General features: G+C 42.7%; 25 protein-coding genes. 13 read left to right on the forward strand and 12 right to left on the reverse strand.

The window, feature by feature from the left end; translation table 11 throughout:
- Positions 1–34 precede the first annotated feature (34 nt).
- Together H6F92_RS01665 and H6F92_RS01670 are read right to left on the reverse strand one after the other, a co-directional pair.
- Positions 35–1675, reverse strand: coding sequence for a DUF3685 domain-containing protein (locus H6F92_RS01665; protein WP_190356561.1), 1641 nt, complete (start codon positions 1673–1675; stop codon positions 35–37).
- A gap of 58 nt (positions 1676–1733) precedes the next feature.
- On the reverse strand, positions 1734–2174 hold the full coding sequence (locus H6F92_RS01670) for a Fur family transcriptional regulator (protein ID WP_190356562.1): 441 nt from the start codon (positions 2172–2174) through the stop codon (positions 1734–1736).
- 499 nt (positions 2175–2673) lie between these two features.
- On the opposite strand from H6F92_RS01670, the gene H6F92_RS01675 reads away from it, so the two are divergent.
- Positions 2674–3246 (forward strand): PEP-CTERM sorting domain-containing protein, encoded by a 573-nt coding sequence (locus tag H6F92_RS01675; RefSeq protein ID WP_190356563.1) that lies wholly within the window; start codon positions 2674–2676, stop codon positions 3244–3246.
- A gap of 1025 nt (positions 3247–4271) precedes the next feature.
- Here H6F92_RS01675 and H6F92_RS01680 read toward each other — a convergent pair.
- The 3 genes from H6F92_RS01680 to H6F92_RS01690 form a co-directional block, all read right to left on the reverse strand.
- The gene (locus H6F92_RS01680; protein ID WP_159251396.1) at positions 4272–4742 is read right to left on the reverse strand and encodes a DUF29 domain-containing protein; all 471 of its coding nucleotides are present in this window, start codon (positions 4740–4742) and stop codon (positions 4272–4274) included.
- 218 nt (positions 4743–4960) lie between these two features.
- Positions 4961–6388 carry a phosphoglucomutase/phosphomannomutase family protein gene (locus tag H6F92_RS01685; RefSeq protein ID WP_190356564.1) on the reverse strand — a complete coding sequence of 476 codons (1428 nt, stop codon included), beginning with the start codon at positions 6386–6388 and terminating at the stop codon, positions 4961–4963.
- A gap of 61 nt (positions 6389–6449) precedes the next feature.
- Complete coding sequence (locus H6F92_RS01690) at positions 6450–6794, reverse strand: hypothetical protein (protein ID WP_190356565.1); 345 nt, start codon at positions 6792–6794, stop codon at positions 6450–6452.
- 509 nt (positions 6795–7303) lie between these two features.
- Between H6F92_RS01690 and psbO the strand changes: the two genes are divergently transcribed.
- From psbO to H6F92_RS01740, 9 genes are all read left to right on the forward strand, one after another.
- Entirely contained in the window at positions 7304–8137 is an 834-nt protein-coding gene (psbO, locus tag H6F92_RS01695) for a photosystem II manganese-stabilizing polypeptide (protein ID WP_190356566.1), read from the forward strand.
- Positions 8138–8266: 129 nt separating this feature from the next.
- The gene (locus H6F92_RS01700) at positions 8267–9175 is read left to right on the forward strand and encodes a DNA methyltransferase (protein WP_242029963.1); all 909 of its coding nucleotides are present in this window, start codon (positions 8267–8269) and stop codon (positions 9173–9175) included.
- The gene (locus H6F92_RS25605) at positions 9168–12038 is read left to right on the forward strand and encodes a DUF559 domain-containing protein (RefSeq protein WP_242029964.1); all 2871 of its coding nucleotides are present in this window, start codon (positions 9168–9170) and stop codon (positions 12036–12038) included. The genes H6F92_RS01700 and H6F92_RS25605 overlap by 8 nt, the downstream gene beginning before the upstream one ends.
- A gap of 25 nt (positions 12039–12063) precedes the next feature.
- A complete protein-coding gene (locus tag H6F92_RS01715; protein WP_079209968.1) occupies positions 12064–12321 on the forward strand; it encodes a hypothetical protein in 258 nt (85 codons plus the stop codon).
- The gene (locus H6F92_RS01720) at positions 12321–12614 is read left to right on the forward strand and encodes a type II toxin-antitoxin system RelE/ParE family toxin (RefSeq protein WP_079209967.1); all 294 of its coding nucleotides are present in this window, start codon (positions 12321–12323) and stop codon (positions 12612–12614) included. Before H6F92_RS01715 ends, H6F92_RS01720 begins: the two co-directional genes overlap by 1 nt.
- A gap of 57 nt (positions 12615–12671) precedes the next feature.
- On the forward strand, positions 12672–12890 hold the full coding sequence (locus H6F92_RS01725; protein ID WP_045362939.1) for a DUF2283 domain-containing protein: 219 nt from the start codon (positions 12672–12674) through the stop codon (positions 12888–12890).
- A gap of 191 nt (positions 12891–13081) precedes the next feature.
- Positions 13082–13498: a XisH family protein gene (locus H6F92_RS01730; RefSeq protein ID WP_190356567.1), complete on the forward strand. Its 417-nt coding sequence runs from the start codon at positions 13082–13084 to the stop codon at positions 13496–13498.
- Positions 13486–13815, forward strand: coding sequence for a XisI protein (locus tag H6F92_RS01735; protein WP_190356568.1), 330 nt, complete (start codon positions 13486–13488; stop codon positions 13813–13815). The genes H6F92_RS01730 and H6F92_RS01735 overlap by 13 nt, the downstream gene beginning before the upstream one ends.
- Before the next feature lie 29 nt (positions 13816–13844).
- Positions 13845–16973 carry a BPTD_3080 family restriction endonuclease gene (locus H6F92_RS01740; protein ID WP_190356569.1) on the forward strand — a complete coding sequence of 1043 codons (3129 nt, stop codon included), beginning with the start codon at positions 13845–13847 and terminating at the stop codon, positions 16971–16973.
- Positions 16974–17075: 102 nt separating this feature from the next.
- Here the strand turns inward: H6F92_RS01740 and H6F92_RS01745 are convergent, their stop codons facing one another.
- A complete protein-coding gene (locus tag H6F92_RS01745; protein WP_190356570.1) occupies positions 17076–17444 on the reverse strand; it encodes a SpoIIAA family protein in 369 nt (122 codons plus the stop codon).
- 220 nt (positions 17445–17664) lie between these two features.
- On the opposite strand from H6F92_RS01745, the gene H6F92_RS01750 reads away from it, so the two are divergent.
- Positions 17665–18942 (forward strand): recombinase family protein, encoded by a 1278-nt coding sequence (locus tag H6F92_RS01750; RefSeq protein WP_190356588.1) that lies wholly within the window; start codon positions 17665–17667, stop codon positions 18940–18942.
- 91 nt (positions 18943–19033) lie between these two features.
- Positions 19034–20194 (forward strand): magnesium/cobalt transporter CorA, encoded by a 1161-nt coding sequence (corA, locus tag H6F92_RS01755; protein ID WP_190356571.1) that lies wholly within the window; start codon positions 19034–19036, stop codon positions 20192–20194.
- A gap of 59 nt (positions 20195–20253) precedes the next feature.
- Here corA and H6F92_RS01760 read toward each other — a convergent pair whose 3' ends face one another.
- From H6F92_RS01760 to H6F92_RS01780, 5 genes are all read right to left on the reverse strand, one after another.
- Positions 20254–20430 (reverse strand): hypothetical protein, encoded by a 177-nt coding sequence (locus H6F92_RS01760; protein ID WP_008199960.1) that lies wholly within the window; start codon positions 20428–20430, stop codon positions 20254–20256.
- Positions 20431–20571: 141 nt separating this feature from the next.
- The gene (locus tag H6F92_RS01765) at positions 20572–21396 is read right to left on the reverse strand and encodes an ABC transporter permease (protein ID WP_045359832.1); all 825 of its coding nucleotides are present in this window, start codon (positions 21394–21396) and stop codon (positions 20572–20574) included.
- Entirely contained in the window at positions 21396–21905 is a 510-nt protein-coding gene (locus H6F92_RS01770; protein ID WP_190356572.1) for a tetratricopeptide repeat protein, read from the reverse strand. The genes H6F92_RS01765 and H6F92_RS01770 overlap by 1 nt, the downstream gene beginning before the upstream one ends.
- Before the next feature lie 24 nt (positions 21906–21929).
- Complete coding sequence (locus tag H6F92_RS01775; RefSeq protein WP_190356573.1) at positions 21930–22442, reverse strand: hypothetical protein; 513 nt, start codon at positions 22440–22442, stop codon at positions 21930–21932.
- A gap of 246 nt (positions 22443–22688) precedes the next feature.
- Complete coding sequence (locus tag H6F92_RS01780) at positions 22689–23174, reverse strand: allophycocyanin subunit alpha-B (protein ID WP_002769830.1); 486 nt, start codon at positions 23172–23174, stop codon at positions 22689–22691.
- 232 nt (positions 23175–23406) lie between these two features.
- Between H6F92_RS01780 and H6F92_RS01785 the strand changes: the two genes are divergently transcribed.
- The gene (locus H6F92_RS01785; RefSeq protein WP_190356574.1) at positions 23407–24192 is read left to right on the forward strand and encodes a slipin family protein; all 786 of its coding nucleotides are present in this window, start codon (positions 23407–23409) and stop codon (positions 24190–24192) included.
- A 46-nt stretch (positions 24193–24238) separates the two neighbouring features.
- Here H6F92_RS01785 and gorA read toward each other — a convergent pair whose 3' ends face one another.
- Positions 24239–25591 carry a glutathione-disulfide reductase gene (gene gorA, locus H6F92_RS01790; protein ID WP_190356575.1) on the reverse strand — a complete coding sequence of 451 codons (1353 nt, stop codon included), beginning with the start codon at positions 25589–25591 and terminating at the stop codon, positions 24239–24241.
- Positions 25592–25710 lie beyond the last annotated feature (119 nt).

A 25710-nucleotide genomic window follows, 5' to 3' on the forward strand; every position in this document is an offset into this window, starting at 1 on the left:
CTTAAAAATACCGACTTAGCAGATTCTTAATCAGCTACTTTTTACCTTTTACTTCCTGCCAAGTGTTACCGACTCCCTGTAAAACCCCGCGAATTACTAAACCAATACCCCTACCGATAACTTGGATAAGAATATAGACTACTCCCTTACCCACCACCCGAAAAAAAGCGCGTAAACGAGGAGATAAAGAGTCTCTTAATTCTAAGGCGATCGAAGCTAACCAGGGTATGCCTGTTAAACTATTTAATTCTTCCTGTCGGGGGGAATAAATGGCTAGAGATTGGATTTCTCCCTCGCTATAGTGAAATAATTGATATTGACTTTCAAAGATATCTTTAGGTTCTTGCCAATATTGTTGCCGTCGGTATTTCCAAGATAATTCATTGCGGATTTTAGCTAATTTTCTGGCGATGAGAAATTCTGACTGGTAAAGTTTTTGTTTGATTCTTTCCGATTCCGAGAAGTTATTGAGAATAATTACCGTCACTGCATTGGCAATATTATGAATGAGATTTTGCAGGATAATTTCGGCTCTGGCAATAGTTTCAGGAGCATTAGCTCGGTATTCTACTCCGTCAATAGTTAAACTATTTTCGTACACTAAATAGGAAAATAAGTCAAGAGTAAAAGGAATTTTATTGAGGATTTCTGTTTGAATTGCCTCTCTTTCTTCCCGAATAATTTCGTTAAGTCTGCTTTTACTAATTTCCTCATAAACCGAGGCATTAATTTCTAAAAATTTACGGGTCACTTTCTCCCAGATATCGTAAATAATCAGATTTAAGCGACTGGTTAATTCCCCGCTGCTAACCTGTAAATATCTCATCTCATCAACATTTTTACGAATTTCATCGAGAACTAAATATAATAATTCCCGCTGCCGATTATCCTGTAAAACATCAATTTCAAAACTAATCTTGGTTCTATTAATTAAAGGCAATCGAATGACTGCTAAAGTGGACTCAAAAACCGCCGAAACACAGAGGGGACGCTCGCGGCTTAAAATTGGTAATTCCCGATCGATATTGTTAATTATTACCGGGGGTGTGACTGAAGCTGAATTGTAATAGCTACCTTCCAGGGGAATTAGTTTTCTGACTAACCATAGAGCTGCTAAAAGTTCTCGTTTTCTCCCCTGCCAATAAAAGCGATCAAAGCCGGATAAAGACTGTTGATTAAGATGGAGATCAATCAAATGTAATTCACTTTCGATGCGATTTAATCCCGTTTTGCCAGCACTGATTAACCAATGACTAGGAGCTAAACTTGCACGGGTAGCAATGGTGAGATCAGAAGGGACAACATCATGGGATTCATCCCGGGAAATTTGTCCTAAAATAGTGATAAATTGTTCTAGGTTTGTGCCTTTGGGAATATAACCGGCGATGCCTAATTCTCTGGCGATTAGTTGCTGCCTGGAATCGAGAGGAAAGGTTAATAGAACAATTTTACTTTCGGGGTAGCGAGAGTGGAGAATTTCACAGTAGGACCAATCAAAGAGAGGATCGATGAGGATAATTTCGGGGGAGGGATTCAGAGTCAAGGCGAAAATTGTTTCTAAATCCCCTTCGGTGACGATAGTGATATTTTCTATCTGCAACAATGCCTGCACCAGACCCAAGCGGTAAATCGGGTCATTATCGATGATAATTAGGGTGAGAGGGCGATCGATCACAAGAGTTGCAGCCTGTCAACGGATACTATTCACAGGGCCAATTATACAGTGATCTGGCTCATTTGTTTTCTTTATAGCCATAGAAATCGATGCGATAATCAGTAATTTTTACCCCCGTCGATGCCTCGATCTGTTTAATTAATTCCGGGGGAAGTTCGATATGCACATCGATGATTTCTTGACTATCCAGACAGTTGACGTGACTGTGGGAATCGCTGATGTTACCGTAGAGTCTGCCGTCCCAGCGTTCCACAGATTCGATAATGCCTTGACCCGATAGGGCCTCTAGGTTTTGGTACACTGAGGTATGACCGATGTTTTTTCCTTGCAGATTGAGACGATCATAAATTTCTCGCGCTGATAGGTGTTCCCGCGCTTGCCACAGCAATTCTAAAATATAGCGACGCTGACGACTAACCCGCATTCCTAAAGTTTGACACCTTTCGATCGCATCTTCTAAACACCGGATCGGTTTTTGTTTTACCTCCAAATTGTCCATAGTTGCGTCCGTTGACCTCCGCCCTAATACATAGTCATTACCAGTTTAGCTTAGTCTTTCGATCGATGTCCACATTGCGCCAGTTTTCAGCCCCTCTTCAAACTGAGATAAAAAATCAGCAGCGCCAGATTCGAGTAGATTTGCGGGCGAATGAGTGAAACCAACCACTCCAGACACAAAGGACACAAAGATCGATCGCTACTATATAAGTTACACCGATCACACAAAGAATAAGAGAACCAACCATTTACTTATCTATATAGATATAGCGGTGTGCAGTCGTATGAGGTACAGTGTCACGAGCTATAAACCATGCTAGGCAAAGCTTGGTTTGTATCTCACTCAAGCGCTTACCGCTATAGGATTGAATATTTCTATAAAAAATCCTCTTGAAAAATATTTCGATCAACCTTAACTTTAAGGGGTACATTAATTTATTTCCAAGGCCATGGCCACCAAATCGCCAAAATTATTCGAGTCATTGCGGTCATAGACCGCAATGACTGTCACTACTGTTAGCCTCACCCTAGCCGCTGCTTCTGGTGCTAGTGCCGCAACAGTGTTCGGTTTCCAAGACGCTTACGATCCCATTAATTGGACATTTACCAATAGTAATGCCGACGGGTCGGTTAATACCGGCGGCGCTCCCGCGTCCATTAGCCTGACTGGGGGGAACGATGGTTCTGGCGTGCCTGGAACCACAGACTACACCACCACTGCGGCTGCGGCTGGGACGGTGACGTTTGATTGGAACTACTCTACTGCTGATGACCCTTTCTTCGATCCCTTCGGATATCTGCTCAACGGCAGCTTCACCCAAGTAACTAATGGTGGGGGAGGTGTTGTCCAAAACGGGACATCGACGTTTAACGTCCTAGCTGGCGACAGTTTCGGTTTCCGTATTGCCACTACGGACAACCTCTTCGGACGGGCTAGTGTGACGATTTCTAACTTTTCTGCCCCCGGACCGATGGCACCGCCACCGACATCTGTTCCCGAACCCTCAACTGTGCTGAGTTTGCTGGTGTTGGGAGGCTTAGGCGCTGGACTGAAGTACCTTAATCGCAATTGATATCCTAAAAAACAGGGGACTAGGAGGAGAAGTCAACTCCTAGTTCCCAACTTGATTAGCTGTTGACTGTCTATGAGTGCCAGACTTGGGAGCGGGGACGCTTACACAATTCTGGCTTTAAGTCAATAGCCTTTACAAAAATTCAAAAATTGTCACATAAAGAAATGTCACCACTAGGGGCTTTTTTTGGGCAAGAGAATCGATACAGTACCCTGATTGCCTTGGTTTTGCGTTGATTTAAGGCTTAACGGTTAAACTAAGCCCACAGCATACTATGATCATACCAGATTAATAAATGTAGGCAACCCCGATTTACAGCCAAATTTTGGCAAATTCTGGGAAAATCAAAATCTTGTAACTTACTTGTTACATTTAACTAATCGCCCCAAATATTTAAATATTTTAATTTTTATCTTAAATTTATAATTTTTACTTATTTTTTGCAGGCTGATTAACTAGGGTTGAGCAAAAAAGCTTGTAAGCTATGCTAAGACGCATTTTAACCATCTACCCTTAAATTAGCTGAATCTCCCCCACCCCCCTTGCTCCTAGGGCTGATTCATTCTCCGAATCTAATTCTGTTTTTTGCTACCCTTAATCGCTGATGAGGTAAGCTAGGGAGCAGGGGAGTACAGGTTTTTGCTCTCATAGTAGGTTGATTCATAAATCAACCTACAAAGCACGACGTTTTGACAAATTTTCAGCTATATATTTCCGAGAAATCGACTTAAAACGTTGCCAGATAAGAATTTGAGATCATGACATTTCAGAGAATGAAACCCTTTGCCCCCCCGATGTCGGGGGGGTTGGGGGGGTTGCCTCTTGCCTATCCTAACCAAGAAATTAATTTTGCACTGAATGTAAGTAGTCATAATTAAATTGAAGATAGATTTTGCCTCTGATCCCCCCTGCCCCCCTTGATAAGGGGGGGTGCCGATCCCACCTTAATCCCTCCTTAATAAGGGGGGGTTGCCTCTTGCCTATCCTAACCAAGAAATTAATTTTGCACGACTACTTATGAATTATCAGCCATAGAAATCTTCATCAAGAATCTGTTCTAAGGAAAAAGGGCAGTCTAAGGGATATGCTTCCTCTGGAGGAATCGCAATTCCCAAGTCAGCCAATTTACTTTCCTTGATGGCAATTTTGCGACCTTTAGGATAGGTTTTATCGATGGCGATTGCTAAATGAGATTTCAAAGAAGGGGTGTTTTCTAGTAAGGCGATAACTCGTTCCCTGTGTTCGACAATGGAGCTATACCAGCTAGATTTCATGCTTTCAGGGGCGGAGGATTGTACTTTTAATTTCAGTAAATGAGCCAGCAAAATCATTAAATTTCCTTCCAGGGCATTTTTATCTGATTTACCCAATTCTTTCAACTCCTCAACTAAATGAGATACATCTAATGCCTGAAAATCTCCTTGTTCTAACTGACCTATTGTTGTTATCAGCCATAATTGAAAATCTTGTTCATAGAGTTCTGATTTAGTTGTCATGATGGCTTCGATAATAGTTAATCTAGATTGAGTTATACTCTATTTTGCAGATTTAGGTAAAATCCCCAAGTAAAAGAAAAAGGCAGCTCAAAAGAGGATAATTTCTGTGGAGTTTTAAGGTAAATTCATTCTCAAAAGTCTCTTTTATTGTTACTTCCTATATATTATTTCCCCATTCAATTCCAGAAAACGGGTTTCTTCAAGAAACCCGTTTTCTATTAGGTAGCCCAAGATTTTGCCCAGGCGAGAATTTCCTGAACTCGATCGAGGGTTGAAGATTCACAGTAGAGACGCAAAACTGGTTCTGTACCACTAAAGCGAATTAACAACCAACTCCCATCTTCTAAACGGAATTTATAACCGTCGATAGGATTACAATCAGTCACTTGTTTACCGGCAATTTCCCTTAAGGGTTCCTGATCCAAAGCAGTAATTAACTGAGTGCGAGCTGCCATATTAGCTAGGGGCAAATCAATACGATCATACTGAGAATAAAAACCAGTTTTATCCTGTAATTGCGCGTAAAGATCGCTTAGATCTTGGCCCGATTCTACCACTGCTTCCAAAACGTATAAAGCTGATAATAAAGCATCCCGTTCGGGAATGTGACTACCATAACCGACACCTCCCGATTCTTCCCCACCAATTAACACAGGAGTGGTCAACATTCGATCGGCGATATACTTATAACCGATCGGGGTTTCAAAGACCGATAAACCGTATAAACTGGCTAATTTGGGGATTAAATCGGAACCGCTCACCGTTTTCACAATTTCCCCTCTCATTCCTTTTTTGCCGGCTAAATGCTCGATTAAAATCGGGATGAGATTTTGGGTGCTTAAAAAATTCCCCCGACCATCGATCGCCGCCACTCGATCGCTATCGCCATCGAAGACCAAACCTACTCGCAAAGGGGCTAAATTTGCGCTGTGAGCCAGCTTATCGATGATTTCCGTCAAATTTCTCGGCAAAGGTTCCGGAGAGCCGCCACCGAACAAAGGATCGCGATTGCCGCGTAATTCCGTGATTCCCACCCCCAAAAGACGCTCTAAACCGGTAGCCGCCGCACCGTGCATGACATCGGAATAAACTTTTAGTTGTCCCGATTCGATCGCGTTGGCAATAGCGGCAATATTAACTTTTTGGCGTAAACCCTGACAATAACCTGACCAAGGCTCAAAAGTGCTTAATTTACCTGCATTGGCGTTAAATTGCGGCGGATTAGACAATAAAGCTTCAATTTGTTGGGTAATTTCCGGCGAGACAGAACCACCAAAATAACCTTTAACCTTCAAACCGAGATATTTAGCCGGGTTATGACTGGCGGTTAACACGATCGCACCGAGAGCATTTTCTGAGCGAGCTGCCCAACTAAAAGCGGGAGTGGGAGCGTAGGATTGGGAGAGAAGCACATCAAAACCAGCTTTTTGCAGCGATTCCGCCGCAGTTTGAGCAAAATCCTCCGCCATAAACCGCCGATCATAGCCGACGATCATCGTCCGCGAACCCGTGATCTGACCATAATTATCCGCTAAAACCTGAGCCGCCAAGGGAGCGAGCAGAGCGACTCGATCGAAAGTAAAATCGGCGGCGATAATCCCGCGCCAGCCATCGGTTCCAAATTTAATCGGGTTCGCGGTGGTCATGATTTACCCCTAAAATATCCATTTTCCCAATACTGTAACCCGCTCCGTACCCTCTGGAAACTCATTTTTCCCGATCATCGGTTTTTGCCGCCGAATCGAGCGCGCCGACTTCACTGGCTAATAATTTTTCCATTAAGATTTGTAACTTCATCCGTTCTATATAGGGCCATCCCCCGGTTTCCTCGATATCCCGGAGTAATCCGTATAAGTCCTTACGGGTATTGGGTAATGATGGCTCGAACATCTGCTCGCGAATTTGCCGATGTAAATTTTCTAAAGTTCGCAGCAACATTAACAAACCGTTACAATCTCCCTGCTGTTCTTCGGCGATCGCTGTCACCGTCGTTACAAGGGAATCTAGTTGGCTATCTAATTGGCTATTATCTCCCGGCAATCGGCTATTCATCGAAATTTCTGCCCCTGAAAACAGTCACACCAATCATATCAGTCATCAGTTATCAGTTACTTAGAGCCTCCCCCCCGATGTCGGGGGGGTTGGGGGGGTGTTGCCCCCCCGACATCGGGGGGGTTGAGGGGGTGTTGCCCCCCCGACATCGGGGGGGTTGGGGTAGGGCTGATTCATTCTCTAGTTTGATTCCTTGTTTGTCTGTCTTCAATCGCTTACGGGGCAAGCAAAGCAAGGCATTTTAAAAATTTTTCAGATATTTGTTCTGAGAAATTGACTGAAAACCTTGCCAGATAAGGATTTGATTGAATGACATTTGCGAGAATGAAACGACCCTAGGGGTTGGGGGGGGTCTTGCCGACCGCCGACCGCCTCTTGCCTCCTGTCTCCCATCTTCTCAATGGTCACGGATCTTTGATAAACTGAGTTTCGGTGAATTGGCGCATAATTCATCAGGCTATGGATCAAGGGTAGTAATTGTAAAGATTGACAAAGAGAGGTTGACATAGATGAGATTTCGTGCCTTGTTAGTTGCCTTTTTAGCCTTGTGCTTAGGGGTGTTGACAGCTTGTAGCGACGCGCCTAGTGCCGTCCTGAATAGAAACGAGCTAACCTATGATGAAATTTTAAACACGGGATTAGCTAACAAATGTCCCCAGATTTCCGAGTTTACCCGGGGTACTCTCCCCTTAGAAAGCGGCGAAAGTTATGTGGTGACAGATTTATGCCTAGAACCCCAAGAATATTTTGTCAAGGGTGAACCCATTAATAAGCGGGAAGCGGCCACCTTTATCCCGGGTAAACTCTTAACCAGAGATACCACCAGTTTAGAACAGATGACAGCGACCTTAACCGTAGGCGAAGACGGTGTTTTAACCCTCAAGGAAGAAGACGGTATTGATTTCCAACCCATTACCGTACAATTACCCGGAGGTGAAAGAGTTCCCCTCTTCTTTACCATTAAAGGTTTCACCGGCAAAACCGAAGCCGGATTTAACTCGATTAACAGTTCCACCGATTTTGAAGGCGACTTTAAAGTTCCCTCCTATCGTGGCGCTGGTTTCTTAGATCCCAAAGGTCGGGGTGTGGTGACGGGTTATGATAACGCTGTCGCTTTACCCGCTAGTGCTGATAGTCAAGATTTCCAGCGTGCTAACGTCAAAGCGACGGAACTGGGTAAAGGTACTATGTCTTTACAGGTGACTAAAGTTGACGCTTCTACTGGCGAGTTTGCTGGTGTTTTTGAAAGTGAACAGCCTTCCGACACCGATTTAGGGGCAAAAGATGCTGAAGAAGTGAAAATTCGCGGCATTTTCTATGGTCGTCTCGAAGCTCGTGCCTAATTAATAAATTCAGAATTTCTGGAAATTAAGGCGAATTTCTCCCTAGAGAAGTTCGCTTTTTTTCAGCCCTCTTGGGGTTATTCAAGGGTTAAAATAAAGATTGACCTCGCCATGGAGGAAGAGTTGCTAATGCCCAAGAAGACGAACAAGCAAACGGAAGCCAAAAGTTACAACCATGGCGAGGAACATCCCCAGCGTCCCGATATTGGCACAGAACCCCACTTCAAGAAGAAAAAACCCCCTGTCACCTATCGTTATGATTCCTCCTTGTCCCCGGAGTTAAACTGGGATGAAAACCCCGCACGAGCAGAAGCTGAGGCCTTAATTGAGCAAATTCTCGCGGCAGAAGATTTAGAAACCGCCAAAATAGCAGCGCGTAAACTCAAGGCAATCGGTGAACCGTTTTTAAATTGGACAGGAAAGGCCGAAAGGTTATCTTTTCAAGTGCCAACTTTACCTCTATTTGTCCATGAACGTTTATCCACTAGGGCAATTATTGAAACCCTGAAATCCCACAAGGTGGAAAAAGGGGAACAATTGAATCTATTTAATGACCCTAAATGGTCAATTACTGACCAGATTCTCCGAGCTTATGAGTATCACGATAAATGGGTAAACCGGATGATTCTCGGTGACTCGTTGGTGACGATGAACTCCCTACTGCAATACGAGGGGATGGGGGGTAAGGTGCAGATGATTTATATTGACCCTCCCTACGGCGTAAAATTTGGTTCTAATTTTCAACCTTTTGTGAGGAAACGCGACGTTAAACACAACGATGACGATGATTTTACCCGCGAACCAGAGATGGTGCAAGCTTATCGAGATACTTGGGAATTAGGGTTACATTCCTATCTGAGTTATTTACGCGATCGTTTGTTGTTGGCCCGGGAGTTGTTGACTGATAGCGGTAGTGTTTTTGTGCAGATTTCCGATGAGAATGTTCATCATGTTCGGGAATTGATGGATGAGGTTTTTGGGGGGGAGAATTTTGTAGCAAATATTACTTATAAAACAAAAAAAAATGACAATGGGTAATACATCTACTATTGAAACAGTAGGGGATCATATTATTTTCTATGCAAAATGTATTAAAAATTTAAAATGTCATTCTTTATTTGCTTTTAAAGACTGGCGAGAAGATCATCATTGGAGATATATCGAGTTACCTAATGGAGAAAGACGCACAATGACAACAGAAGAAAGAAATACTCCTGATACAATACCTGAAGGTAGTAAAGTTTTTATCCCTTTAGATTTAAGGCCAAGTGGTTATTTTACTACTGGTGATTTTGTTTTTGAATTTAACGGAACTAAATATTCGCCTGGTACAGGAAAAAGCTGGCGCACTAATAAAGAAGGAATGGATAATTTAGCTAAATATAATCGTCTTTATGAAACAAGTAAAGCCTTGACTTATGTTTTGTATCATGATGATTATCCAGTTTCAAGAATTACTAATTTTTGGAATGATACAGAAGGTGCATATCAAGCTAGTTATGTAGTTCAAACATCAAATAAAGTCATCCAACGCTGTCTATTAATGACCACCGACCCCGGCGATTTAGTATTAGATATCACCTGTCTAAGAAAAGGTACAAAAATCCTTATTCCCCACCAACCAACTAACTCCCCCCCTTTGAAGGGGGGGCAGGGGGGGGTAAACTCTCAGATACCGGGGAGCTACCCCCCCAACTCCCCCGACATCGGGGGGGCTTTAGGAGGGCAAGGGGGGCAGGGGGGGGTAAAATCTCAGACACCGGGGAGCTACCCCCCCAACCCCCCCGACATCGGGGGGGCTTTAGGAGGGCAAGGGGGGCAGGGGGGGGTAAACTCTCAGATACCGGGGAGCTACCCCCCCAACTCCCCCGACATCGGGGGGGCTTTAGGGGCTTTAGAGGCTTTAGAAATAGAAAAATTACAACCGGGAGATTATGTCATCGGACACGATCTGCAACCTCATCGGATTCTTCGTACTATCAGCAAAACCCATCAAGGGAAAATGATCGGGATTCGTCACCACCTTTGTCAGCAAATCCTCTGGGTAACGGGAGATCATCGAGTCTTATGTCAAAAACGGACAATCGGTTATGGAGGCGATCGCAATTGGGAACATATTCCTAAAAATAATTTTGGTTTAGCTAGAGAAATGAGAAAAGAAGCGACTCCAGCCGAAGCTAAATTATGGCAAGAAATCAAAGGAAATCAATTAGGAGTTAAATTCCGCCGTCAACATCCTATTGGACGTTATATTACCGACTTTTATGCAAGAGAAAAGGGTTGTATTGTTGAAGTAGATGGAGATAGCCATTATAGGCCAGATGCGATAGTTTATGACCAAGAAAGAGATACTTATTTAAACTATTTGGGATTAACTATTTTACGATTCAATAATCAAGAAATTTATCATAATTTGGCGGGAGTATTAGAGACAATTAAAGCCACATTGGCTGCGGTTGAACCTTCAGAAGATCATTACAAAGAATGGCGACGGGCTGATACTTTAAAAATCGGTGATATTGTTTATTTTGGCAGGGAACAAATACCCTGTGAAATTAAAGATTTAGAATCGGAAATAACGACGGAAACAGTCTATGATTTAGAGATTGAAACTGTCCACTCTTTTATTACTGAAGTTTGTACCGTTCATAATTGTGGAAGTGGGACAACCGCCTACGTTGCCGAACAATGGGGGAGAAGATGGATAACCTGTGATGTCAGTAGAGTACCCTTAGCCTTAGCCAGACAGAGACTATTAACCGCCACCTTTCCTTGGTATCAACTGAAAGATAATAACTCACCGACGGGGGGTTTTATCTACAAGAGAAAACAGAACAGTAAAGGGGAAGAAATTGGGGGAATAGTCCCACACATCACCCTGAAAAGTATCGCTAACAATGAACCCCCCGAATCGGAAATCTTAGTTGACCGTCCCGAAGTAGATAACAGTATTGTGCGGGTGTGTAGTCCCTTCACCATCGAGGGAACCATACCGCCTCCGGTGGAGATGGAAGACGAACCGGAAAGCGCAGCGGTGGTAATCGACAATAGCGGTCCCTATGAAGAACGGATGTTGGAAATTCTGCGGAAATCTCCCGTGTTGCGTCTGTCTGGGAACCGCACCATCACCCTAAACAACGTGCGACAGCCGACGCGAACCCAGAATCTATCGGCCGAAGCAATGGTCAAAGCTAGTGATTTAGAAGGTGCTACCTTGGGGGAGGTGGTAGATGAGGCCCTAGAAGCAAACCTGAATCAGCTTCCCCTCTCCCAGAAACCGGTGGCGTTTCTATTCGGACCAGAGAACGGAGCGATCGCAGAACAGCCGATTTACAGAGCGGCTGGGGAAGCCTATCATAAACAATACGCTCATCTGTTCGTCCTTGGCTTTGCGATCGCTCCTAGCGCTCGTCAGTTTGTAGAACACTGTCAGGATACGGTGGGGATTCCCGCGACTTACATCCAAGCAACTCCAGACCTGCTGATGGGGGATTTACTCAAAAACATGAGGAGTTCCCAGATATTCAGCGTCTGTGGACTGCCAGAGATTAGGATTAATCCCATCCCTGAGGGTAAATATCAAGTGGAGTTATTGGGTTTGGATGTGTTTGACCCGGTTACAATGAAAGTGGACTCAGAACCGGGTAAGAATGTCCCCGCTTGGTTTCTCGATACTGACTACAACGGCCTATGTTTCCACGTCAATCAGGCATTTTTTCCCCGTACCGGCGCTTGGGATTCGATTAAGAAAGCTTTAAAGGGAACCTATGAGGAATCGGTCTGGGAACATCTAGCAGGGACAACCAGCGCAGCTTTTGCCGTGGGAGAACATCGGCAAATTGCCGTTAAGGTGATTGATGATAGGGGGAATGAGTTGTTAGTGGTTAAGAGTTTAAATTAGCTGAGTTAAAGAAAGGAAAACTAATATGAATGCTTACAAAAAATATCTGACAATTGAGCGATCGCATCAGTTGATTTTATCCGATTTACCCTTTCGAGCCGGTCAAAGAGTAGAAATTATTATTTTAGCAGAAGATGGTCAGGAAACTAATCCTCAATTAGAGGAGTTACGGCAAAAAATTGATAGTGCAACCGAGCAAATTTTAGCGGGTAATGTAACCGATGGGGAATTAGTTTTTGAGCAGTTAAAAACAAGATTAAGAGAAGAATATGGCTTAGAATAATGGCAATTTATCAATTCTCCCAAGAGGCAATTAATGATCTTAATGAAATTTGTAATTATCTGGCTCGAAATAATCCACGCTCTGCTAGTAATCTGTTTGATGCCATACGTCAAAAATGTAAATTAGTAGCTAATTTTCCTAATATGGGAAAACGATATGAACAAGTTAGACCTAATTTAAGGGGATTTTTAGTAGGAGATTACATCATTTTTTATAATGTTCATGATGATGGTATTTTTGTCCTGAGAATTGTTAGCGGGTATCGCAATTTAGATAGATTATTTTGTGATTAGGGTGCGATAAAAACAAAGAAAAAACTTATTACACCTACTATTTTTAAAGGAGACAAAATGAAAATTAGCTACGATGCAGAAATTGATGCCCTTTATATTAGACTTGTAGAGGGAAAACATGAATGTCGAAATCTTCAGTTAAACGATGAAATCACCTTAAACCTTGGTGATAATGATCTTTTAGTTGGCATTGAAATTCTCGACGCTAAAGATGTTTTAGGAACAGGAAATGTACCCCAAGTCATCCTTGAGAATATTCCTTTTCGAGCTGCTTAAAAAGGAGTTAATATGAGACAACCTCAAAACTTGCTAGAAAATTAATCAATCCAAAATCAAAAATCAAAAATCAAAAATCGAAATGTCCTACCCTACGAAGTCAACGAACCCATCCTCAACTCACCCTTTGATGAACCCTTGATGAAGTTAAATCAGCCGTTTATCAAGCTTGCTTATACTTAGAAAATTCTATGTCAGCCAAAGATATTTTTCATCAATCTGTGTGTATTGCCCTCGAAAAAGATGGCTGGAATATCACCCATGATCCCCTTTATCTTAAAGTCAATGACGTAGAATTTTACATCGATTTAGGCGCGGAAAGATTAATTGCCGCCGAAAAGGCAGGTCAAAAAATTGCCCTAGAGATTAAATCTTTTTTAGGCGCATCTGAAGTCACCGAATTTCATCTCGCATTAGGACAAATCCTCAATTATCGGTTAGCATTAAAACAGGAACAACCCGAAAGGATTCTTTATCTAGCCATTCCTCAAGATACCTATGAGGACTTTTTCTCTCGTCAATTTATTCAAGACGCTGTAGCCGAATATAAAATTAAACTTTTAATCTTTAATTCTCTCAAACAAGAGGTGGTATTATGGAAAGAATAAAATACTCTCAACTGATTCAAGACATTCTCACCCAACATTCAGTTAATGACAGCAAAAATGACACAGAAAATCAACTTATTTTTGACACAAAACGCCATCATTACCAAGTCTTAAATATTGGGTGGAAAGAGCAAAAGCGAATCTATGGTGTGATTATTCATCTTGACATAAAAGATGACAAAATCTGGATTCAAAGAGATGGAACAGAAATCGGCATTGCCAATCAATTAATCGCGGCTGGTGTTCCCAAACAAGATATAGTCTTAGGTTTTCAGGCTCCCTATAAACGCAGTTTAACCGAGTTTGCCTTGAGTTAATACATAAGAAAAAAACCCTAAATAACCCTATGTCCTACGAAGTCAACGAACCTATCCTTAATTCCCCCTTTGATGAACCCTCCCGTTATTGGTTCATCCGAGAAGGTTATGAACCAGAATTAAAAGAAGGGAGAAGACCGGCTATTGTCTATCCCCCCCGGGAAGGTGACAGCGAATGGGAATTAGGAAAAGTTCTCAAACTTTCACCCCCCGATGAATTTTTCCCTGGTTATGAAATGACCTTGGTTAACCACATCAGGAACAAAGTCAAAGAATGGAGAAACGAAAACTATCCCGGGGTCAGTCGTACTACCTTAGAACTATTGGACTATTGGAACCGAGAAGGAAGAGAACATCGCCTATTTTTTGCTCAAAAAGAAGCAGTAGAAACCATCATTTTCCTAATTGAATCTCGCACCGACTTTCGCCAAGGGATTCATATTCCCCAAGATACCCCCATTGATACCACCCTGAAAGCTTTCATCCGCTACGCCTGTAAGATGGCAACCGGAAGCGGCAAAACAACAGTGATGGGGATGTTAGCAGCATGGTCGATCCTCAACAAAGTAGCAGATCGCAGTAACGCTAAATTCTCCGATATTGTCCTGATTATCTGTCCCAATATCACCATTAAAAGTAGATTGCAGGAACTCAACCCCGACAACGGCGAAGCTTCCTTATACCGTACCCGTGACCTCGTACCCTCTCACCTGATGGACAAACTGAGACAGGGTAAAGTCTTGGTGACAAATTGGCATATTTTTGAAAAGCGAGCGCCTGCCACTGCCGGTAATGACACTGCCAAAGTGGTGAAAGTGGGAGTCAAAACCACCGCCGCCGAAGTGATTAAGATTGCCGCTAAAAACGAAACTGCTAGGGGAACAAGATATCTAACCCAAGAAACTTTAGGACAGCAAATCGCATTAGGTCGGTTAAAAGTCGCTGAAGGAGGGGAGAAATATGATACACAGGGAAATCTTAAAGAAGTTAAGGTAGAAATTACCCGCTATTTAGAAAGTGATGCCGCTTGGATTAAACGAATCTTAACCCAAGAAGTGGGGAATAAAGGTAACATTTTAGTTTTTAATGATGAGGCGCATCATGCTTATCGGATATCTCGGATATCTCCAGATAAAAATGATGCTGGCGATGAGCAAGAATCGGAAAAATATCAAGAAAAAGAAGCCACGATTTGGCTGGAGGGTTTAGATAGAATTAACAAATATCGAGGCATTAATTTCTGTGTGGATCTATCCGCTACTCCCTATTACTTAAAATCTTCTAAACAGAATACTAATAAACCCTTTGAGTGGGTTGTCAGTGATTTTAGTTTAATGGATGCCATTGAAGCAGGTTTAGTTAAAATTCCTCAATTACCCGTTAGAGATACCACCGGCGCAGCCGTTTCAGATTTAGCTTACTTTAATATCTGGGAATGGTTAATGAAGAAAATGACCCGATCTGAACGGGGTAAAGGAATAAATCCTACACCGGAAGCTATCCTCAAATATGTGCAACATCCCATCACCTTATTAGGGGGACAGTGGGAACAAATCAAACAAGAATGGGCAGCCTCCGATGATCCCAGACCGCCTGTATTTATTATTGTCTGTAAGAATACCAAGATTGCTAAATGTCTCTATGAATGGATAGCAGAAGATATCAAACCAGATGATTTACCCTCCTCTAACCTGCGATCGCTTCGTAATAGCGAGGGAGAAACTAACACGATTAGAGTCGATTCTAAGGTAGTTGAAGAATTAGAATCGGGTGAAAGTAAATCCGATGAAAGTAAATGGATGCGCTTGACTTTAGACACCATTGGTAAGACTCAATGGACAAAAGATGATCAAGGACGCGATATTTATCCCGAAGGATTTGCTCAACTAGCTGAGAAATTAGCTAGACCGCTTCACCCCCCCGGTCGCGATATAAAATGTGTAATTTCTGTAGGAATGCTTACGGAGGGTTGGGATTGTTCCACCGTAAAACATATTATTGGGATTCGTCCCTTTCAATCCCAATTACTCTGTGAGCAGGTGGTAGGTAGGGGGTTAAGAAGGCGCAGTTATGACCTCACCGAGGATAACAAATTTGCCGAAGAAACCTCAACAATTTTCGGAGTTCCCTTTGAAGTTGTTCCCTTTAAAGCTAATCCCCAAGGGGCAAAACCTCAGCCAGAAAAACGCTATCATGTTTACTCAGTGCCGCAAAAATCCCAATATCGCCTAGAATTTCCCAGAGTTAAAGGCTATACCCAAGCCGTACAAAACCGAGTCACCGTTGATTGGACAGCCATCGCCGCTTTAGAAATCAACCCCTTTAAAATTGCCCCCGAAGTCCAAGTTAAAGCTACTCTGGCTAATAACCAAGGTCGTCATAGCCTATCTGGTCCGGGCAAACTAGAAAGCCTTGATCTCAACCCTTACCGTCAGGGAAAAAGATTACAAGAATTAGTCTTTGAATTAGCGGCCGATTTAACTCGCACTTACTGCCAAACCGAGCAATGTCAAGCACCCCCTCATGTCTTGTTTCCCCAATTAAGAAAAATATGCGATCGCTACCTAACTGAAAAGGTTAAAGTAGTAGAACCCGCTCACATTCTCGATCTGTTTCTTTCCCCCTATTACGGTTGGGTAATTGAAAAACTCTCGGAGTCCATTTGTCCCGATACCGGCGCCGGAGAAGCCCCAGAAATCCCCAAATATGAGGCACATCTAGGCAACGGTTCAACCGATGATATTAACTTCTTCACCGGCAAACCAGTGAGAGAGGTGGTCAAGTCTCACCTTAACTGTGTGGTGGCTGATACTGAGCAATGGGAACAGGCAGCCGCCTATATTATTGACAATCATCCCGCCACTGCAGCCTTTGTTAAAAATGAACGCTTAGGGTTTACTATTCCCTATTTTTATAATGGGGAATACCACGATTATATCCCAGACTTTATTATCCGTCTGAAGACAGCTAAATCTAACTATTTAATTTTAGAAACTAAAGGATGGGACGAACTGAGGGAAGTGAAGGAAGCAGCGGCTAAACGCTGGTGTAATGCCATTAATGCCGGTGGCAAACACGGTCATTGGCAATACTTTTTGACTGGATTGAGCAAAGTTAAAGAAGGAATTGAGCAAGCAATGAGAGAAATCGAAGCATGATTCGGTTTCTCTCTCCATCGGTCTAACCCTGTATTAGACATCTCCAAAATTGAGGCTAGATTGAGGTTAATTGGTGAAGATGTCTGTTGTACGGTAAGAGAATCAGGAGTCGCCTAATATCCATTGGGTCGCTACCTCTGTTTCCCCCCAAGGGAACTGCCGGACTTCAGCCGAGACAAAGTGGGAAGCCAGACTTTCGATCAGTTTAACCAAAGTCGAATCAGTCACTACGGCCACCTTACTGACGTACTTGTGATGGTCGCGTATCAGCCGGAAATGAGCGACCAAGGCGCCAAAACTTTCCCAACCAGTGAACGTAGGGACTTCAATGATTACGCCAGCAAGGCCACCAGTGGCTTCAATGTGGGGGTCCACTGCCGCCGCAATTTTAACAAAATCTTCCTCCGCGAGCGCAGACTTAGGTTGCATATAGAGAATGCTATGCGCCGCATCTAAATTATAATCTATCATAGTTTGCCTCTCCCAAATGGTCGAAGTCTAACTACATACTATCACGAATAGACGCTTTTACTCACATCTCTAGACGAGTTATAATCGCGACACCGTAAGTTATCGTAACACCAAACAGGTATCTACAACCAACTTCCCAAAACGAAAAATTCCTATCTCACCATTAAGATAACTGTTATCGATGCTTAACAGCTTATCTAGACAAGAATTTGGGAAAAGCATGAAAATTATCGCCTACACCTATACTAACCCCCTGCTCGATAGTTCCCCGGATAACTCGATTTGGGCCTATTCTCCCGAACAAGTGTATCAGGATTTTGGCGATCGCTCACAACGGCAGCAACTGCTCCGCGATTGTCAAGGTACTCCCCCCCGACTGCTGATCCTGCGTCGCATAGCAGAATTGGGAGACAATGGCACGGAAGTTAGCAAAATTTTACAATCCTTAGAAGCCCTCGACATAGATATAATTGCCCTAGAAGACCCAGATTATAAGCTGAATTTTGCCAAGATTCTGCAAGAAATATCAAAAAACGAACTAAGTAATCGTTTAAAAGCAGGTCACGCTCACAATCGTCTGCAAGCTTTGCCTCCCCCCGGAAAAGCACCCTACGGTTATCGTCGTGGCAAGGAGCGTTATATACTCGATCGCAGTACCGCACCAGTAGTCAAAGACTTTTTTGATCGCTTTTTGATTTCCGCTTCCCTGGGTTCCACGGTGCGCTATCTAGAAAAACGCTACGGCAAAAAGATATCGGTAGCTACTGCCCATAAATGGCTAACTAATCCCGTTTATCGCGGCGATTTGTGCTATCTCGGTCAAGATATTATCCCCGATACCCACACCCCGATTATCTCCCGGGAAGAAGCAGCCCAGATTGATCGCATCCTGAGAAATAATCGCAAATTACCCCCCCGCAGTGCCAGCGCACCGCGCTCCTTAGCGGGTTTAGTCGTCTGTAGTCAATGTCAATCGGGGATGACGATTACCAAAGTGACAGCGCGAGGAAAAGGCACAGAATACCTCTATTTGCGACCTTTGCAATGTCCCCGGACAAAAAAATGTTCGGCGATCGCTTATGAAAAAATTCTCAATAGCACAATCGAGCGCATTTGTCAAGACCTACCAGCGACGATCGCTCAGATATCTTTACCGGATTTAGAGGCGATCAAACGGGGAATGAGCGAGGAAATAGGGCAAAAAAACGATATTTTGTCGCAATTGCCCTCCCTAGAAGCGGCGGGAATTTTAGATCAAGAAACGGCTAATCTCAGGTCCTATAAACTGAAAAACGAGATCGCACAGATACAAGGACGTTTAGACCAATTACCCCCCGATAACCTGACTATTATCGCTCGTGCCGTTGCTTTTCCGCAATTTTGGCGAGATTTATCGGAAATCGAGCGCCGTTTTTATTTTCGCGAGTTTATCCGTCGCATCGAAATCGAGAGGGAAACGGCTAATAATTGGCATTTACGTTTAATATTCGTTTTTTAACAATCTTGGCTAATCTTAAAGTTAGCTAAAAATTGCGGCATTTTTGAGCGATCAATGTTAATAAAAAGGTCAACAGCGATCGATCTCAACCATGAGCAATAACAAAAGATTAATCAGGTATAAAAAAGGGCGAAAATCCTCCCAGACAAAACCCCACCTTTACGATTATCACTATAACCAACCCGGGACGATGCCAGGGTTAATCACCATCGATGAAAATGCCGTTGCTACGGAGATATTTTTAATTAATTATAACCCCCAACAAGCCACTATAGTTAATAATCTCTTACCTCAAGACTGTCTTAAATATTTATCCAATGATTCCATCTCTTGGATTGATATCGTCGGTTTGGGTAATGAAGATAAACTGCAAGAGTTGGGGGAAATTTTTCATTTACACCCCTTAACCCTTGAGGATATAGTCAGTATTCCCCAAAGACCAAAAGTAGAAGAATGCGAGAATTATATTTTAATTATAGTGCCAATGGCCATCCTAATCGATCCTCATGGTTTTTTGCTAGAACAAATCAGTTTAATAGTCGGTAAGAATTATGTTTTAACCGTGCAGGAAGAAGGACAATACGATTCTTTAGGGGGAGTTAGGGAGAGAATCCGTTTAAATAAAGGTTCCATCCGGCAGCAAAAATCGGGTTATTTAGCCTACGCAATTTGGGATGCCATTATTGACGGTTATTTTCCTGTTTTAGAGTCCTACGGAGAAAGAATCGAGGAGTTAGAAAACGAAATTTTAGCTAGTCCCACGGAACAGACTTTATCAAAAATTTACCAAATACGTCAGGAATTACTCTCCCTGCGACGGGCAATTTGGCCGCAAAGAGACACCCTCAATACCCTTTTACGCGATGAGTATATTGTCATCGATACAACGATTAAACCCTATCTACGGGACTGTTATGACCATGTGGTACAAATCCTCGATGTTATCGAAAATTACCGAGAATTTGCCAATGGTTTAATGGATTTTTACCTGTCTTCCGTGAGTAATAAAATGAACGAGATTATGAAAACTTTAACGGTAATCTCGACGATTTTTATCCCTCTCACCTTCATTGTCGGTATTTATGGCATGAACTTTGATACTGATAAATCTCCCTATAATATGCCTGAATTAGAATGGTATTGGGGCTATGGGTTCGTCTGGGGGTTGATGCTAACCGTTGCTTTCAGTTTAATCATTTTCTTTTGGCGACGCGGCTGGTTTAAGAACCTATCGACAGGGAAGAAAAGATAAACTGTTAAGCAGATTAGGCGGACCGGATTACCTGACCGGCATCTAGCAAGAGAAAATGGCTATTGCAGAGAAATCAATAATTTAGTGTCGGCGGTATTTTTTAACACTTTCAGTTGATGGCTTCTAATTTTGTCCAACCAACTATAGTGCTGGTTGCGACATTGATAGACGATATCGATGTCACCAATCTCTGACTTAACCTGAGCCAAGTAGTTTTCTAGTTCGCTAATTTTCATAACCAATCTCGCTTGCGCTGAAGGACATCAACCCTAAACCAAGAATTGTCCCTAAAGGATAGGGGTGACTACAGTTATTATTATAGGCCGATCATAATTCTTAAAAAAGTTCTGATCTAACAAAGTTAGCTAATGTCAGGGTTAGATGATATCGGCGAAGTTTTTTTCTAGTCGTCGAAAATACCAAATACCACTGACCAGCAAGAGAACGACTAGGGCTAAGGATAACAGGAATCCGGGCCAATAGATGCCGGCATCACCTCCGATAATCGCCCAACGAAAACCATCAATGACTCCCACCATGGGATTGAGAGAGTACAACCAACGCCATTTTTCTGGAACTATATTACTACTAAATCCTACGGGAGAAATATATAGCCCAAACTGAATGATAAAGGGAACGATATAACGAAAATCGCGAAATTGAACATTTAATGCTGATAACCATAAACCCCCACCCATAGAGGTGGCAAAAGCCATGAGAATGAATAAAGGTAGGGTTAAAATGCGCCAACTAGGTAAAAAATTATACCAAGCCATTAACCCTAACAGAATCATTCCTGAAAGCAGAAAATCAACGAAACTGACAATAACGGCACTGGTGGGAACAATTAACCGGGGAAAATATACCTTAGAAATTAGATTAGCATTATCAATTAAACTATTACTAGCTTCAGCAAGAGAACTGGCGAAAAATTGCCAGGGTAAGACCGCCGCAAAGACCAAAATTGGATAGGGAGCAGCGCCATCACTAGGCAAACGGGCTAATTTACCGAAGACAAAAGTAAAGACTAACATGGTCAAAAATGGCCGCAGTAATGCCCAAGCAATGCCGATAAAAGTTTGCTTATAACGAACTAAAATATCGCGCCAAGCCAGGAAATAAAATAATTCTCGGTATTGCCATAAATCCCGCCAATATTGTCTTTCACTTCGCCCAGCTTCAATAATTAATTCTTTTTTCATTACTTTTTAGGTTCTGGGGGTTGCTGTTTGGAAGCCTCCGCAATCGCTTGATTTAAACGAGTTAATTCTTCCTTAAACTTCGGTTCTTGGGGATAGGTTTTGACTAACTTTTCTAGGATACTTTTGGCTCCAGAAACGTCTTGAGTTTGTAATCTTGTTCCATAAAGAACTAGCATAACTTCCAGATTATCGGGATATTTTTGATATAACTTTTCTAAAGGTTCTCTGGCTCCGATAAAATCTTTTAACTGTAAGCGAGCTTGGGCCAGTCCTTGCAAAGCAGTGGGGTTATCTGGTTCGCGTTCGAGAATTTTCTCATAACCTTTGACCATTTCTTCTAATTTTTCGGGAGGAATAGTTGCCTCTTGCCCAGGTTGATTGCCTTGGGGGGAATTAGAATTATTATTTTTTAATAAACCTAAAGTTGGCACCACCATTAAAGCCAGAAATACTAAACCAGAGGAAACAATTAAGACTCGTTTGAGCGTATCGTTATTTTTTTTGGGCATACTTTTTAAAGATTAGAGATAAGATTAATCAGTAGTAACTCGATGAAATTCGTGACCCCAAAGATTATAAGCCCAAATTCCCAAGCCAAAACTACCTAAGCAGAGAATGGTGATCATCAGGAAAACTTGCCACCTATTGTAACCTGCTTCCTGAAGTTCTAGACGACCGAGGATAGCAGCAGCTAACAGGATTAAAACTCGACTAAATACCGCCCACTTGTGGAAGATAAAGACTACCGCCAAAGACCAGCCGAGAATTGATAATACAGCACTAATATCGTTTTTAAACCAACTGCGGAAAAATAGCGGCATTAAGTGACTAAACAGAGTTAATCCTAGGGCAATTGAGAGGATAACCCCTACCGCTAGGATATAGATGATGATTTCTAGCCATTCGCTAGTGAGAGTCCAATTCATCTCATCACCGCGGACAAGTAACCAATCACTCCATGATAAACGCTCATGGGCGATCGACCAGCCAAACACCCCATAGACCGATGGTATTAGAAAAGTAAGTAGTACAATGCGCCAAAACATAATCAGTTATCAGTTATCAGTTATCAGTTATCAGTTATCAGTGGGTAAGTTATCAGTGAGTAGTCTGTATTAAGTAAGCAGTATTAAATGGCAGTTTCCTACTGTCTTTTCACTGATCACTGATTACTGTTTACTGGACGGCTACGCCGTGCCTTTGGCAACACTGAAAAAAGTCAAGCCTGAACCCTGAAAGAGGGGAAAATTGCCCCTTTTCAGACTTCAGGCCCGTGGAGTTGTCCCGATCGCTTAGGACATATACTGGATGATAAAGTCGAAGTAGGGGGCTGCTGCCACGGCATCTTCTTGAGTCAAAAGAGCTAAAGCGGCCTCTTTGAGACAACGAATCGCTTCCACCATGCCGGGGATGGGAACATTAAGAGAGTTATACATCTCTTTGACCCCGATCAGGCCGGTTTGTTCGATCGGTCCTTTATCTCCAGCTAATACCCCATAGGTAACTAGACGCAGATACCAACCATAATCGCGCAAGCATTGATTATATTGACGCTGACCGTAGGCATTACCCCCCGGCGCTCTATAATCGGGACGTTTCTTGAACAGTTGTTTTTGAGCCTGATCGACGATTTTTTTCTCATTTTCAGCGAGAGTCTCGGCAATGCGAATTCTCTGCTCACCGGTTTTTAAAAACTGCCCGATACCCTGTAGTTCACCACTACTAGGATAACGAAGTTCGTCGTCGGCTTTGAGGATGACTTGGCTAACTACGCTCATAATATCAAGGTAAATTCTGATAACATTCTGTAGTTTATCTCAGGTCGGGGTCTGGAAGTCGAGTCATCCCTGCTGGGTGGGCAATTCCTAAAAATTGTAATATTTCGTTATGAGTTTCCCCGACAGCCCGGTTACTGTCTAGAATGAATGTATTAGTGGTCAGGAGCGAGGAGATGGCAATTGAGATGTCACCGCACACTGATTAACTTGAACCCGATAAGTGGTAATTAATATGGAATTTCTAGCACCCTTGCTGTTGATAGCGGGCATTCTGGGGTTAAATGGCTTTAAAATCGATCGAGAATACCAGCGTGGTGTTATCTTTCGTCTAGGGCGTTATCAAGACACCAAAGGCCCCGGACTGTACTGGATCATTCCCCTAGTTGACCAAAAAATGCAGCTGGATATTCGCACCAAAACCGTCGATATCGCCCCGCAAGAAACTGTCACCGCCGATAATGTCACAATTAAGGTTAATGCGGTTCTCTACTATCGCATTATCGATCCTAGCAAAGCGATTAATAAAGTCGAATCCTACCCCGCGGCCGTTTATCAAGCGGCCATGACCACTTTAAGAAATGTAGTTGGTCAAAATCATCTCGATGATGTCTTGCAAAAACGAGACAAAATCAATCAAGCGGTCCAACAAATTGTCGATGAAATTAGCGAACCCTGGGGCATTGATATCGAACGGGTGGAGATGAAAGATGTGGAAATTCCCACTGGTATGCAGCGAGCTATGGCCAAGGAAGCGGAAGCATTGCGAGAAAAACGGGCCCGTTTGATTAAAGCTGCCGCAGAACAGGAAGCCTCCCTAAAATTAGCGGAAGCTTCCCAATTAATCATGGAAAACCCCGCCGCTTTGGAATTACGCCGCCTACAAATGTTAACGGAAATTGGAGCGGAAAATAACACCAGTACCGTGATTATGCTTCCCTCCGATATCTTAAATCTTGCTCAAAAATTAACCGAAAAACCATCACAAAATGGCTCAGTTGTCAATAGCCAAAAGGGTTAATTTTCTCCGGTGTGTTAGGTTGGTTTAACACACCTAAAATTGTTAATTAACGCATGGTGACGAATTCCTCGGCAGCACTGGGATGAATGCCGACAGTGGCATCAAAATCGGCTTTTGTCGCCCCCATTTTTACGGCAATGGCTACTCCTTGAATAATTTCGGCAGCGTGATCTCCCACCATGTGCGCTCCGAGAATTTTACCACTTTCCTGATGGACAACTAATTTCATCAAAGTTTTGTCCTCTCGGTCTGGTAAAACATTGTAACCAGGGCGGAATTTAGACCGATAAACTTTAATCCCCGTGTCACCATATTGTTTTTTTGCTTGCAATTCCGTTAATCCCACCGTCGCAGCTTCAGGAGTAGAAAATACTGCCGAAGGAACGTTTTCATAACTCATTAACCGGGGTTTATTACCAAAGACTGTATCGGCAAAAGCTCGCCCCTCATTAATCGCCACGGGAGTTAAATTAATTTTATCGGTACAATCACCCACGGCATAGATATTATCTTCACTGGTTTGGCTATACTCGTTGACGACAATTGCCCCTTTTTTTACCTCGACATTGATATTCTCTAATCCCAATTTTTCCAGCTTAGGAATTCTTCCAGTAGCGGCTAATCCTAGGGCATCAACAAAGAGCATTTCTGCGGTTTCTTTCCCCTGAATATGTACTTTTAAACCCTCAGCAGTTTTCTCGATCGAAGTGGGGAAAGTTTCGGGCATAATTTTAATTCCCTGACGGATCATTTCCGCTTGAATCTCATCGCGTATATCCTCATCAAAACCTCTTAAAATCTTGTCTTTACGGATTAACTGCACCACTTCTGTCCCTAATCCGTGCATAATACCAGCAAATTCCACCCCAATATATCCCGCCCCTAAAACTATAATTCTTTTCGGTTGTTCTGGCAGTTGAAACATGGCATCAGAAACTACCGTATGTTCGATCCCCGGAATATCGGGTTTAACGGGATGTCCCCCCACGGCAATTAAAATTTTATCGGCAGTAATTTTCTCCTCTCCCACCTCTAGGGTATGGGTATCAATAAACTTGGCATAATTAGGAAAAATCGTCACTTGAGAATTATCGAGCATCTTTTGATAAATGCCATTCAAACGTATAGTTTCCTGATTAACGGCACTAATTAATTTTTGCCAATTTAACTGACTCTCTACTGGACTCCAACCGTAACCTTCCCCATCCTTAAATAGTTGCGGAAAACGACTAGAATAAACCATTAATTTTTTGGGAATACAACCGCGATTAACACAGGTTCCTCCCAAGCGATCGTATTCTGCTAATCCCACTTTTGCCCCGTATTCGGCAGCCCGTCTAGCGGTGGCAATACCCCCAGAACCACCACCAATCACGAATAAATCAAAATCATAACTCATAAAAATATCCTCGCAAATGAATAGAAGTTTGACGGAATCAAGAAACTTTTTTGGCAAAAAGGGGAGCGAATATCTCGGATCAATCCCTAACTGAATCTATCGAGTAACTAGCAGAATAT

It is taken from the genome of Microcystis wesenbergii FACHB-1317 (assembly GCF_014696875.1).
Classification (GTDB): domain Bacteria; phylum Cyanobacteriota; class Cyanobacteriia; order Cyanobacteriales; family Microcystaceae; genus Microcystis; species Microcystis wesenbergii_A.